Here is a 12,171-nt window from a genome sequence, read left to right as displayed (position 1 = left end):
TTACGGCCGCGCATTCCCGTGCCGCCGCCGGGACCGCCAGAGCGCCGCCCCTGCCAGCAGCGCGACCACGCCCGCGCCGATCGGCAGCCCCAGCGAGGGACCGCCGTCCGGCTCGGCCTTCTTCGCGGCCTTCGCCGGCTTCTCCTGGCCCGACACCTGCTCCCCGCACCCCTTGTGCGGGTATCCGGCGATCGCGCACAGCAGGGCGTTGGCGTCGTAGCGCAGGGGCTTGGCGGCGGCGGCCAGCGCCTCGGCCGTCGTCGCGTCGGGGGAGACCCGGGCGCAGGCCGTGCGGCGCTCGGGCGGGGTCTCGCCGGAGGGAGCGTCCGCCGGGGTGCCGAAGTCGATGACGAGGGCCACCCGCTTCGTGCCCGCCTCGGCGGGCGTGCCGGCGCAGATCGTGGCGAAGTCCGCCGTGCCGCGCGGCCGCGTCGCGTCCTGCGAGTCCGCGCTCACCGCGAACCGGAAGCCCTGGACGGCGCCGTCGTCGGGGCGGGCGGTGGAGGGGCCCTCGGTGGCGTACGACCAGTGCCCGCCGGAGCGCTCCCAGAACGACCAGTAGCGGTACCCGGCGGCCCGCGCCTGCGCCGCGCCGGCCAGGACGACGAGCGCGGCGAGGAGCAGGGCGGCGGCGCGGCGGACGGCGGTCACGGCTGCTGCTTCTTCCGGCGGCCGCTGAGCAGGAAGCCGATGCCGATGCCGGCCACGAGGCCGACGCCGACGATCCACCAGACGCCGGTGTGCGAGTCGTCCTCGGCCCGCTCGGCGGACTTCTGGGTGTGCGCGGCCGGCTCGGGCGCCGGGCCGGTGGCCGCGAGCGACCGCACCAGGTCGGTGCCGCCGAAGTCCCTGGGGTCGGCGCCGACCGCGTGCGCGGCGAGGATGAGCTGGGCGTAGGCGGCCGGGCCGCTCTGCCCGGCCCAGCCGGCCGCGTTCTTCTCCAGCCAGGCGTAAGGCTTCTTCGCCTGCGCGTTCCAGCCGTCCGCCGCGAGCGCGACGACGGTGTCCGCGGTGTTGCCGTAGTCGGGCTGGTCCTCGGCGCCGGGCAGCGCCGACTTCAGGTGGCCCGAACCGGCGACCGCGTGGGCGAGGTACGCGGCGGCGTTGTCCGCGACCCGGGCCGGGGTGGCCTTGCCGGCGGCGGAGCAGGCGGGGGCCTTGGCGCGGGCCTTGCCGGGCTCGTTGACGAACCCCTTGCCGAGGGCGCCCAGCACGGCGGCGGCCGTGGCGTCCGCGTTGGCGACCAGGCGCCCCTTCTTGTCCGGCTGGTAGGCGAGGGCGCCGCCGCCGTCCTCGTCGCAGCCGAGCGCCTGCGCGCTGAGCAGGTCGTAGGGGGTGCCCTTGGCGGCGCGGAGCTTGCCGGGGTCGTCCCCGGCGACGGCGAGGGCGCCGATGACGACCGAGGTGGAGTTGGTGTCGCTCGGGCTGCCCGGTGTGTAGCCCCAGCCGCCGTCCTCGTTCTGCGCGTCCTTCAGCCAGACCAGGGCCTTGTGTATCCCGGCGTCGTGTCCGCCGAGCGCGCCCAGGGCCTGGACGGCGGCGGCCGTGCTGTTGGTGTCGGGCTGGGCGCCGCCCTTGCCCCCGCAGGGCTTGGCGGTGTCGGCGCGGAACGGGGCGAAGCCGCCCTCGGCGCACTGCTGTCCCGTCAGCCAGTCGACGGCCCGGGTGTTGGGCCGCAGGCCGAGGGTGTGCTGCGCGAGCAGGGCGAGCGACTGGCGCCACACGCCGTCGTACGTCGGGTCGGACTTGCCGAACAGCCCGGAGGGGACCGTCGCCTTGGGCGAGGCGGAGGGGGACGTGCCGGCGGCCGTGGCGGGTGCGGCGGCGGCCAGCACGCCTATGGCGGCGAGAGCCGCGGCACTGCGGCGGACGTTCATGGTGGGCGACTGCCTCTCCCTGCGGGGAACCGGGCAGCGCGCGGGAGACACCCCGGGCGGCTCGGCTCCGCATACCTCGACGGTGCCGTGTGCGGCGGGCCGCCGCGCACGCGAGCCGGTCACGTCCCGTGCGGGGTGGTCCGGCTCACCGTCGGGGTGACGAGCGGCTCACGGTTGCGGGTCAGCGCCGGAATTGCACCGGCTTCCCCCCGTACGGGTGTGATGACGACGGCGCCACTTTACCGGCAGCTCCGCCGGGGCCGATGAGTGGCTGTGCGCACACGACGCCGGTGACCGGGATCACGGGCGGCTGGAGGGGGCGTTGACGCCCGGGGCGGTCGCGCGGCGGGGGACACCCCGGATGCCGCTCCCCCCGTGGGCGGCACCCGAGGCGAGCCGATCTTGCTCTCCGTGCCCCGATCCTCACCCGCCGTTCCCGGACTGTCAACGCGATGTGACGGGGCGACAGGGGTGCGGCCACCTCGGGGGCGGCGCCGGGGTCCGCCGTCAGCGCGCCCCCGGGGAGGCCTGTGGATCCGTCAGGTCCATCAGCCGGCACACCGTCTCGATGTCGACCTGGACCTGGGCGATGGAGGCGCGGCCCGAGAGCCAGGCGATCAGCGCCGAGTACCAGGTGTGCTCGATGACGCGGACCGCGGCGAGCTGCCACGGGGCCGGGTGGTCCAGGCCGGTGGCGTCCAGGATGATCGCCGTGGTCCGGCGGGAGACCTGGTCGACCTCGGGGGAGACGCCGCGGTCGGCGAAGGTGAGGGCGCGGACCATGGCGTCCGCCAGTTGCGGCTCGCGCTGCAGCGCCCGGAACGCCCGCATCAGGGTCTGCGCGACCCGCTCGCCCGGCGAGTCCCCCGCCGGGGGCTTCTTGCGCAGGGTGCCGTGCATGTGGTCCAGCTGGTCCTGCATGGTCGCGACCAGCAGGTGCACCTTCGACGGGAAGTAGCGGTACAGCGTGCCGAGTGCGACCTGCGAGGACTCGGCGACCTCCCGCATCTGCACGGCGTCGAAACCGCCCCGGCTCGCGAGCTGCGCGGTCGCCTGCAGGATCCGGCGGCGGCGGGCCTCCTGCCGCTCGGTCAGCGGTGCCGTGGGGGGCCGGACACTCCCGGCTTCCAGCTTGGATTGCGCAGGCATGGGTCCCGCTCCGTGACAGTCGGTGAGGGCGTCGGTAGGGCTTGTGATCATCCAGCATGGCGGATGGTTCGCGCCGTGGCGTGAATCACCTGATCCACTGCTGTCAGGGCCCCTACCTGCCGGTAGATTCAGAGCCTCCGAACGATCAAGTCTGTAACTTGTTCTAGATTAGCGTCCCGGCATAGTGTCGCGGGAGAGTGCAGCGAGAAGGGGGCCCGCAGTGACCGCTGAGGCCAGTCAGGCGGGGCCCCGGCCGGAGCAGGCGGCCGACGGCGGCAGACCGCTGCGCATCGCGCTCCTCACCTACAAGGGGAACCCGTTCTGCGGCGGCCAGGGCGTCTACGTCCGGCACCTCTCGCGCGAGCTCGCCCGCCTCGGCCACCGGGTCGAGGTCATCGGCGCCCAGCCCTACGCGGTGCTCGACGAGGGCTACGACGGCCTGAGCCTCACCGAGCTGCCCAGCCTCGACCTCTACCGCCAGCCCGACCCCTTCCGCACCCCCGGGCGGGACGAGTACCGGGACTGGATCGACGCCCTCGAGGTCGCCACCATGTGGACCGGCGGCTTCCCCGAGCCGCTCACGTTCTCCCTGCGCGCCCGCCGCCACCTGCGCGCCCGCCGCGGCGAGTTCGACGTCGTCCACGACAACCAGACGCTCGGCTACGGCCTCCTCGGCGACATCGGCGCCCCCCTGGTCACCACCATCCACCACCCCATCACGGTCGACCGGCGACTGGAGCTGGACGCGGCCGGGAGCCGGCAGCGCCGGCTGTCCGTGCGTCGCTGGTACGCCTTCACCCGGATGCAGAAGCGCGTCGCCCGCCGCCTGCCCTCGGTGCTCACCGTCTCCGGCAGCTCCCGCCAGGAGATCGTGGACCACCTCGGAGTCCGCGACGACCGCGTCCACGTCGTCCACATCGGCGCCGACACCGATCTGTTCGCGCCGGATCCCGCCGTCGCCGAGGTGCCGGGCCGGATCGTCACCACCTCAAGCGCCGACGTCCCCCTCAAGGGCCTGGTCTTCCTCGTGGAGGCCCTCGCCAAGGTGCGCACCGAGCATCCGGCCGCCCACCTCGTCGTCGTGGGCAAGCGCCCGACCGAGGGCCCGGTCGCCCAGGCGATCGAGCGCTACGGCCTCGAAGACGCCGTCGAGTTCGTCAAGGGCATCTCCGATGCCGAACTGGTCGATCTGATCCGCTCGGCCGAGGTCGCCTGCGTGCCCTCGCTCTACGAGGGCTTCTCGCTGCCCGCCGCCGAGGCCATGGCCACCGGCACGCCCCTGGTCGCCACCACCGGCGGCGCCATCCCCGAGGTCGCCGGACGCGACGGCGAGACCTGCCTCGCGGTGCCGCCCGGCGACGCGGGGGCGCTGGCCGCCGGGCTCGCCCGGCTGCTGGGCGACCCCCTGCTGCGGCAGCGGCTCGGCCGCGCCGGCCGCGAGCGGGTGCTCAGCCGCTTCACCTGGGCCCGTGCCGCCGAGGGCACGGTGGCCCGCTACCGGGAGGCCATCGCCGGCCACGGCGGCCGCGCCGGCGTCCAGGACCGGCCCGGCGCCGCACCCGCCGCCGCGCTCCACGAACCGCTCGCCTCCGACCGCGCAACCTCCGACCGCGAAAGCAGGGCCACGTGCTGACCGTCGACTTCTCCCGGTTCCCGCTCGCCCCCGGCGACCGTGTCCTGGACCTCGGCTGCGGGGCCGGCCGGCACGCCTTCGAGTGCTACCGGCGCGGCGCGCAGGTCGTGGCCCTCGACCAGAACGCCGAGGAGATCCGCGAGGTCGCCAAGTGGTTCGCGGCGATGAAGGAGGCCGGCGAGGCGCCGGTCGGCGCCACCGCCACCGCCATGGAGGGCGACGCCCTCGCGCTGCCCTTCCCCGACGAGTCCTTCGACGTCGTCATCATCTCCGAGGTGATGGAGCACATCCCCGACGACAAGGGCGTCCTCGCCGAGATGGTGCGCGTGCTCCGGCCCGGCGGCCGCATCGCCATCACCGTGCCCCGCTACGGTCCCGAGAAGGTGTGCTGGGCCCTGTCCGACGCCTACCACGAGGTCGAGGGCGGCCACATCCGCATCTACAAGGCCGACGAGCTGGTGGGCAAGGTCCGCGAGGCCGGCCTGCGGCCGTACGGCAGTCACCACGCGCACGCCCTGCACTCGCCGTACTGGTGGCTGAAGTGCGCGTTCGGCGTGGACAACGACAAGGCGCTGCCGGTGCGGGCGTACCACAAGCTGCTGGTCTGGGACATCATGAAGAAGCCGCTCGCCACCCGGATCGCCGAGCAGGCGCTGAACCCGGTCATCGGCAAGAGCTTCGTCGTCTACGCCACCAAGCCCCACCTCCCGCGGGTGGACGCGACCTCCGAGGCGGCCGCCAAGTGACCACCCCCCGGACAGAACACCTCGTCCTGCCCGGGGTCCTCACCGCCGAGCAGGCCGCCGCGACCGTACGCGGCATCCTCTCCGTACAGCGCGAGGACGGCGCGATCCCCTGGTTCCGCGGGCACCACCTCGACCCGTGGGACCACACCGAGGCCGCGATGGCCCTGGACGCGGCCGGCGAGCACGAGGCCGCCGAGCGGGCGTACGACTGGCTCGCCGCCCACCAGAACGAGGACGGCTCCTGGTACGCGGCCTACGCCGACGGCGCCCACGACGACGTCACCGACCGCGGCCGCGAGTCCAACTTCGTCGCCTACGCGGCGGTGGGCGTCTGGCACCACTACCTGTCCACCGGCGACGACACGTTCCTGGACCGCATGTGGCCCACCGTGTACGCGGCCGTCGAGTGGGTGCTGCGGCTGCAGCGGCCCGGCGGGCAGATCGGCTGGCGCCGCGACGACGACGGCACCCCCACGGCCGACGCCCTGCTCACCGGCAGCTCCTCCGTGCACCACGCGCTGCGCTGCGCCCTCGCCGTCGCCGAGCAGCGCGAGGAGCCGCAGCCGGACTGGGAGCTGGCGGCCGGGGCGCTGCGCCACGCCATCCGCCGGCACCCCGAGCGCTTCCTCGACAAGGACCGCTACTCGATGGACTGGTACTACCCGGTCCTCGGCGGCGCGCTCACCGGGGCGGAGGCCAAGGAGCGCATCGAGGCCGGCTGGGACCGTTTCGTCGTGCCCGGTCTCGGCGTGCGCTGCGTCGTCCCCAACCCCTGGGTGACCGGCGGCGAGTCCTGCGAACTCGCGCTGGCCCTGTGGGCGATGGGCGAGTCGGACCGCGCGCTGGAGATCCTGCAGTCGGTGCAGCACCTGCGGGACGCGGAGAGCGGCCTGTACTGGACCGGCTACGTCTTCGACGACGACGCGATATGGCCCCGCGAGCTCACCACCTGGACGGCGGGTTCGCTGCTGCTGGCCGTCGCCGCGCTCGGCGGCCACGAGGCCACCTGCGCGGTCTTCGGTGGGGAGTACCTGCCCTCCGGGCTCGACCCGGACTGCTGCGGCTGACCTGCTACGGCACGCCGGGTCACGGTCGGCTACTCGGCGTGCCGAACCCGGGCCCGATGTGCGCGTGTTGCGCAGCATGTCCATGTTTCGGGTGGTGTGCGTGAGGTCACACGGCTCGACGGAGCACACGGACCCTACGCGACCCTCCACGGGAGGACACCGTGCCCGTACCGATACGCCACATCGCCGTGGCCCTCACCCTCTGCTGCGCACTGCTCGCCGGCTCCACGGCCTACGCCGCGGGCCACGACACCTCGCAGCGCGACCCGGTCGTGGCCGTCGCCTCGGCCGAGCCCAGCCCCAGCACCTCCGCCGAGAAGCAGAAGTTCGCCAAGACCAGGTTCGTGGCGAACGCGGGTCTCGCGGCGGGAGCCGTCTACCAGTGGATCTACAAGCCGCACAAGGCGGGCAAGTTCAAGAAGGGCGCGCACGGACGCAAGCTGACCCTGGTCAAGGCGGGCCTCGCCGGAGCGTTCGCGTACAACCGGCTCAAGGCTGCCGTGCGCAACGCCCAGGGCGATCCCACGCTCTCCAAGGCGCTGGCCCCCATCACGGCGGGCATCGAGTCGCTGAAGAACCTGCCCGCCAAGCTCCGCAAGGGCGACGGCTCGGCGGCCGACGACTTCAACGACGTCATCAACAAGGTGAAGGACGCCGGGAAGGGCGCCGGCGCCGAGGTCAAGAACAAGGTGCCGTCCTTCTCCGAGGTCAAGAACGGTTCCTGAGGCGGGAGTCCGTCCGGCAGCCGTCCGGCAGCCAGGGCAGCCGTCCAACAGGTCCCGCCGGATACCTGACGTACCGTCAACTCCTACTCGAATCAAGGCCCAACGGCGACGGCCCCCCGCCCGGAGGGGCGAGGGGCCGTGCGCGGGGCCACGGGCGGCGGTTCAGCCGCGCTGGATCCCCGAGGTGTCCTGCAGGACGCCGCGGCGGCCGTCCTGGGTCTGCGCGACCAGCGCGGCGCCGCGCTGCTCCACGGCCAGGTACCAGGTGCCGGGCGCGAGTTCGGCGATCGGCGTCGCGCTGCCGTCCTCGGCGAACAGCGGACGGGTCGCCGGCACCGCGAACCAGAACGGCGAGAAGTCCCCGCCGGCCGGCTGCGGTGCCGCGGCGGCCGCCGCGGGGGCCTGGCCGTACGGCTGACCCGGCTGCGGCTGGGCGCCGTAGGGCTGGCCCGGCTGCGGCTGGGCGCCGGGGTAGCCGTAACCACCGGGCGGCTGGGCGCCGTAGGGCTGCGGGGCGGCCGGCTTCGGGGCGGGGACCAGCGCGGTCTGAAGGGCCGGGACGAGGGGGGTGGCGATGGCCGCGGCGGCCAGCAGCAGGGCGGCGATGAGACCGAGGATGAGACCGGCGCCCGCACCGACGTCGAGGCTGTCGAAGCTGTCGCTGAAGGAACCCAGCGGGTCGATGATGGTCCAGAACGACGTCCACGCGGCGAAGACCGTCAGCGCGACGCCGACCTGACCGAGGTCGAGCCCGACGACCTTGCGGGGCTGCGGCAGCGCCCGGGCGAGGACGATCAGGACCGCGCCGGCGATGCCGCCGACGTACATGCTCATCACCAGGCCGAGGTTGTCCCAGGCGTTCGGGGCGCCACTGCCGGACTTGTCGAACGTGTCGAGGAAGGACGCGATGAACAGCAACACCGCTGCTCCGATCACCACGCCGTCGCCTCGAGTGAGGGAGCGGATATTCACTTCAGCTGGTCCTTCGTAGGTCGTCTCGTCGTCGGAAGAGGCGTCGCTGTCACCGAGTCTCCGGGACCCGGTGCGAAGCGCAGGGGTGGCCCCTCATCGTAGGGCCGACACTATCGCCCGCACGATCACACTGTCCGCCCGGATGGACCCGCCGGCCGCTACCCGCGCAGGAAACTCACGATTCCCTCAGAGATCCCCTGCGCCGCCTTCTGCCGCCAGGCGCCGCTGGTCAGCAACGCCGCGTCCTTGCTATCGCGCATGTTGCCGCACTCGATGAACACCTTGGGAACCGTTGACAGATTGAGACCGCCGAGGTCCTTCCGCGTGACGAGACCGGTGCCGTCGCCGACGTAGTTGGACGGCTGCTCCCCGGTGCTGCGCAGGTACCGGCCCGCGATGCGCGTGCCCAGGTCCTTCGAGGGGCCGGCGACGGGGCGGGTGTCGGCGCCGCCCGCGTGCACCGGCGCGGGCAGGATGACGTGGAAACCGCGGTTGCCCTGCGCCGAGCCGTCGGCGTGGATGGAGACGGCCGCGTCGGCGCGCGCGGTGTTGCCGATGCGGGCGCGCTCGTCGACGCACGGGCCGAAGGGCGGGGAGTCGCCGTCGTGCGTCAGCCTCACCGTGGCGCCCTGCCGCTCCAGCAGGGTGCGCAGCCGGTGGGCCACGTCCAGCGTGAACCGGGCCTCCGCGTAACCGGAGTTGGTGGAGGTGCCGGTGGTGTCGCACTCCTTGCGGTTGGTGCCGATGTCCACCTGGCGGTTGATCTCGGCGGGGTGCCGGTAGTTGCCGGGGTTGTGACCCGGGTCGATCACGACGACCTTGCCCTTGAGCGCGCCGGAGGCGGCGGGAGCCGAACTTCCCGCCGGGCCGGGGTTCTTGGCGTCGGGAGCGGAGCCGCCGCCCCCCGAGGGCGCGCCCGGCGGCGTGGAGGCGCGCACGGAGGAGGCGGCGGGCGAGGCGGCACCCGGGCCGCCGGACCCGTCCGGACCGCCCGCCCTCTCGTACACGAGCCAGCCGAGCAGCGCGCCGGGCACCAGGGCGGCGAGCGCGAGGGTCAGGGGTCCGCGCCGGGGCCGGCGCGGACGCGGGGGATCGAAGTCCGGTCCTACGTACGACACGCCTGCCACCCTAGGGCCTGTCGCGAGCGTTCCGCCCGCGGGACCCGGCGGGACCCGGCGGGTGGGGTCAGAGGCCCGGGCCGGTCCGGCGCAGCACGCGCAGCGAGCCCGTGACCGACGTCTCGGTGAACGCGCCGGACTCCAGGGCCCGCAGGTAGACCCGGTAGGGCGCCTGGCCGGTGAACTCGTCCTCGGGGTGCGGGAAGACGTCGTGGATGACGAGGAACCCGCCCTCGGCGACGTGCGGCGCCCAGCCCTCGTAGTCCGCGCCGGCGTGCTCGTCGGTGTGGCCGCCGTCGACGAAGACCAGGCCGAGCGGGGAGTTCCAGATCGCGGCGATCTGCGGGGAGCGGCCGACCAGGGCGACCACGTGCTCCTCCAGGCCCGCCCGGTGCAGGGTGCGGCGGAAGGTGGGGAGCGTGTCCATCAGGCCGATCTCGGGGTCGACCGTCTCCGGGTCGTGGTAGTCCCAGCCCGGCTGCTGCTCCTCGCTGCCCCGGTGGTGGTCGACGGTCAGCGCGGTGACGCCGGCCTCGCGGGCCGCGTCCGCGAGCAGGACGGTGGAGCGCCCGCAGTAGGTGCCGACCTCCAGCAGCGGCAGCCCGAGCCGCCCGGCCTCGGCGGCGGCCGCGTACAGCGCCAGCCCCTCGTCCGCGGGCATGAACCCCTTCGCCGCCTCGAACGCGGCCAGGATCTCGGGCTTGGGTGCCGCGGGCATGGGTGTTCCTCTCGGTCGTACGCGGATCGGTGGTGCATGGCCGGGCCGTGTCCGGTCCGGTCGTGTTCGTCCGGGCCGTTCCCGGTCCGGACGTGTTCGTCCCGGCCGTTCCCGGTCCGGTGGTGCTCGTCCGGGCCGTGTCCGGTCCGGTCGTGCTCGTCCCGGCCGTTCCCGGTCCGGTCGTGCGCTGTCCGGGCGGTGCCCGGTCGCACCCGGCCGGGCGGGGACCGGTGGGCGCCCCATGCTGCCGCACCCCCTGCCGCGCGGCGACAGGGGGTGTGTATGGAGTGCCTCTCAACCGCCCGGCGCCTCGCCGACGGCGGGACCGGGCCGGGCTTCCGGGTCAGGCGCCGGGCGCCCCGCCCGGCAGGGGCAGGTCCAGGTGGACCGGGCGGTCGTCGCCGGCGTGCGTGGCGGCCGAGGCCAGCGGCCCGTGCCCGGCGGCCTTGGCGGCCAGCACGTACGGCCCCTCGGCGGGGACCGAGAGGGCGTAGGAGCCGTCCTCCCCGGAGAGGGTGGCGCCCGCCTGCCGGCCCCGGCGGTCGATCAGGGTGACCTTGGCGCGGGCGACCGGGGTGCCGTCGGCGTCCAGCACCCGGCCGCGGAAGCCGCGCAGGACCTCCTCGGCGTGCCGGATGCCGGCCTCCTCCTCGCTGCTGGCCCGCAGCTGGGTGTGCTGGGCCGGGCGGGGCGCCCTGGGCAGGAACAACGCGAGCAGCAGGCCCACCGCGACCGCGGCCGTGGCGATGAGGAACGAGACGCGGAAGCCGTGCATGGTGGGGACCGCCACGCCGCCCACGTCGTTCGCCGTGTTGGCCAGCACCATGCCGATGACGGCGCTGGAGACGGAGGTGCCGATGGACCGCATCAGCGTGTTGAGCCCGTTGGCCGCGCCGGTCTCCGAGGCCGGGACCGCGCCGATGATCAGCGCGGGCAGGGAGGAGTAGGCGAGGCCGATGCCCGCGCCGAGCACGACCGACGTGACGATCGTCTGCCAGGCGGCGTCCATCAGGCCGAGACCGCCGCCGTAGCCGGCGCCGATGATCAGCAGGCCGGTGATGAGCGTGGTCCGCGGGCCGTAGCGGGCGGACAAGCGGGCGTACACCGGCGCCGTGAACATCATCGTCAGGCCCAGCGGGGCCACGCACAGACCCGCGACCACCATGGACCGGCCGAGGCCGTAGCCGGTGGCGCTGGGGAGCTGGAGCAACTGGGGCAGCACCAGCGAGACGACGTAGAAGCTGACGCCGACCATGATCGAGGCCAGGTTGGTGAGCAGCACCTCGCGGCGGGCGGTGGTGCGCAGGTCGACCAGCGGCGCCGGCACGCGCAGCTCGTACAGGCCCCACAGCAGGAACACGGCGACGGAGGCGCCGAACAGGCCGAGCGTCGTGCCGGAGGACCAGCCCCAGTCGCTGCCCTTGGTGACGGGCAGCAGGAGCAGCACCAGGCCGGCGGACAGGCCGAGCGCGCCGAGCAGGTCGAAGGAGCCCTTGGCCCGCATCGGGGACTCGGGCACGACGAACAGGGTGAGGGCGATGGCGAGCGCGCCGAGCCCGGCCGCGCCGTAGAACAGGGCGTGCCAGTCGGTGTGCTGGGCGACCAGGGCGGCCGCGGGCAGGGCGAGGCCGCCGCCGACGCCGATGGAGGAGCTCATCAGGGCCATGGCCGAGCCGAGCCGCTCCCGCGGCAGCATGTCCCGCATCAGGCCGATGCCCAGCGGGATGGCGCCCATGGCGAAGCCCTGCAGGGTGCGGCCGACGATCATGGTGAGCAGGGTGCTGGTGAGCGCGCTGACCAGAGCGCCGACCACCATCACGGCGAGGCTGAGGACCAGCATGCGCCGCTTGCCGTACAGGTCGCCGAGCCGGCCCATGATCGGGGTGGCCACGGCGCCGGACAGCAGGGTCGAGGTGAGCACCCACGTGGCGTTGCTGGGAGCGGTCGCCAGAAGTTGCGGCAGGTCCTTGATGACCGGCACCAGCAGGGTCTGCATCACCGCGACCACGATGCCCGCGAAGGCGAGCACCGGGACCACGGCCCCACCCGCCCCCCGGCGGGGCTGGTCGGTCGTCGTGTGCGTCATTGAGTTGGGCCTCCCGGGTGACATCAGTGCCGGGTCAACCTCGTATGCACGGGCAACTATTCCGTTGCTTCGAGCCTCTA

11 protein-coding genes and 1 riboswitch are annotated in these 12,171 nt (G+C 74.1%); of the genes, 4 read left to right on the top strand and 7 right to left on the bottom strand.

The window, feature by feature from the left end:
• The 3 genes from TNCT1_RS14555 to TNCT1_RS14545 form a co-directional block, all read right to left on the bottom strand.
• The gene (locus tag TNCT1_RS14555; RefSeq protein ID WP_143631788.1) at positions 1-651 is read right to left on the bottom strand and encodes an SCO2322 family protein; all 651 of its coding nucleotides are present in this window, start codon (positions 649-651) and stop codon (positions 1-3) included.
• A complete protein-coding gene (locus TNCT1_RS14550) occupies positions 648-1,877 on the bottom strand; it encodes a prenyltransferase/squalene oxidase repeat-containing protein (protein ID WP_143631785.1) in 1,230 nt (409 codons plus the stop codon). Before TNCT1_RS14550 ends, TNCT1_RS14555 begins: the two co-directional genes overlap by 4 nt.
• Positions 1,878-2,010: 133 nt before the next feature.
• A riboswitch (cobalamin riboswitch) is annotated at positions 2,011-2,086 on the bottom strand.
• Between the two features lie 298 nt (positions 2,087-2,384).
• The gene (locus tag TNCT1_RS14545; protein ID WP_174266297.1) at positions 2,385-3,026 is read right to left on the bottom strand and encodes a TetR family transcriptional regulator; all 642 of its coding nucleotides are present in this window, start codon (positions 3,024-3,026) and stop codon (positions 2,385-2,387) included.
• 220 nt (positions 3,027-3,246) lie between these two features.
• Between TNCT1_RS14545 and TNCT1_RS14540 the strand changes: the two genes are divergently transcribed.
• From TNCT1_RS14540 to TNCT1_RS14525, 4 genes are all read left to right on the top strand, one after another.
• Positions 3,247-4,659 carry a glycosyltransferase family 4 protein gene (locus TNCT1_RS14540; protein WP_143631780.1) on the top strand — a complete coding sequence of 471 codons (1,413 nt, stop codon included), beginning with the start codon at positions 3,247-3,249 and terminating at the stop codon, positions 4,657-4,659.
• Entirely contained in the window at positions 4,653-5,405 is a 753-nt protein-coding gene (locus TNCT1_RS14535; RefSeq protein WP_143631777.1) for a class I SAM-dependent methyltransferase, read from the top strand. The genes TNCT1_RS14540 and TNCT1_RS14535 overlap by 7 nt, the downstream gene beginning before the upstream one ends.
• On the top strand, positions 5,402-6,472 hold the full coding sequence (locus TNCT1_RS14530; RefSeq protein ID WP_143631776.1) for a prenyltransferase/squalene oxidase repeat-containing protein: 1,071 nt from the start codon (positions 5,402-5,404) through the stop codon (positions 6,470-6,472). The genes TNCT1_RS14535 and TNCT1_RS14530 overlap by 4 nt, the downstream gene beginning before the upstream one ends.
• A 161-nt stretch (positions 6,473-6,633) precedes the next feature.
• Positions 6,634-7,197, top strand: coding sequence for a hypothetical protein (locus tag TNCT1_RS14525; RefSeq protein ID WP_143631773.1), 564 nt, complete (start codon positions 6,634-6,636; stop codon positions 7,195-7,197).
• A 162-nt stretch (positions 7,198-7,359) separates the two neighbouring features.
• Here the strand turns inward: TNCT1_RS14525 and TNCT1_RS14520 are convergent, their stop codons facing one another.
• The 4 genes from TNCT1_RS14520 to TNCT1_RS14505 all read right to left on the bottom strand — a co-directional run bounded on the left by TNCT1_RS14520 (position 7,360) and on the right by TNCT1_RS14505 (position 12,091).
• On the bottom strand, positions 7,360-8,169 hold the full coding sequence (locus TNCT1_RS14520; RefSeq protein WP_174266296.1) for a DUF5336 domain-containing protein: 810 nt from the start codon (positions 8,167-8,169) through the stop codon (positions 7,360-7,362).
• 158 nt (positions 8,170-8,327) lie between these two features.
• Entirely contained in the window at positions 8,328-9,287 is a 960-nt protein-coding gene (locus tag TNCT1_RS14515) for an N-acetylmuramoyl-L-alanine amidase (protein WP_143631768.1), read from the bottom strand.
• A 67-nt stretch (positions 9,288-9,354) separates the two neighbouring features.
• Positions 9,355-10,005 carry a class I SAM-dependent methyltransferase gene (locus TNCT1_RS14510; RefSeq protein ID WP_143631765.1) on the bottom strand — a complete coding sequence of 217 codons (651 nt, stop codon included), beginning with the start codon at positions 10,003-10,005 and terminating at the stop codon, positions 9,355-9,357.
• A gap of 343 nt (positions 10,006-10,348) precedes the next feature.
• A complete protein-coding gene (locus TNCT1_RS14505) occupies positions 10,349-12,091 on the bottom strand; it encodes an MFS transporter (protein WP_143631764.1) in 1,743 nt (580 codons plus the stop codon).
• Positions 12,092-12,171 lie beyond the last annotated feature (80 nt).

Source organism: Streptomyces sp. 1-11, assembly GCF_007176755.1.
Lineage (GTDB): Bacteria > Actinomycetota > Actinomycetes > Streptomycetales > Streptomycetaceae > Streptomyces.
Note: the sequence above shows the minus strand (reverse complement) of the source record. Positions and strands in the feature narration are given on the sequence as shown.

What these genes read in the sequence shown, in the direction of transcription:
- TNCT1_RS14550 (WP_143631785.1), bottom strand. Translation starts at nt 1,877, where the DNA reads ATGAACGTCCGCCGCAGTGCCGCGGCTCTCGCCGCCATAGGCGTGCTG.
- TNCT1_RS14505 (WP_143631764.1), bottom strand. Translation starts at nt 12,091, where the DNA reads ATGACGCACACGACGACCGACCAGCCCCGCCGGGGGGCGGGTGGGGCC.
- TNCT1_RS14545 (WP_174266297.1), bottom strand. Translation starts at nt 3,026, where the DNA reads ATGCCTGCGCAATCCAAGCTGGAAGCCGGGAGTGTCCGGCCCCCCACG.
- TNCT1_RS14510 (WP_143631765.1), bottom strand. Translation starts at nt 10,005, where the DNA reads ATGCCCGCGGCACCCAAGCCCGAGATCCTGGCCGCGTTCGAGGCGGCG.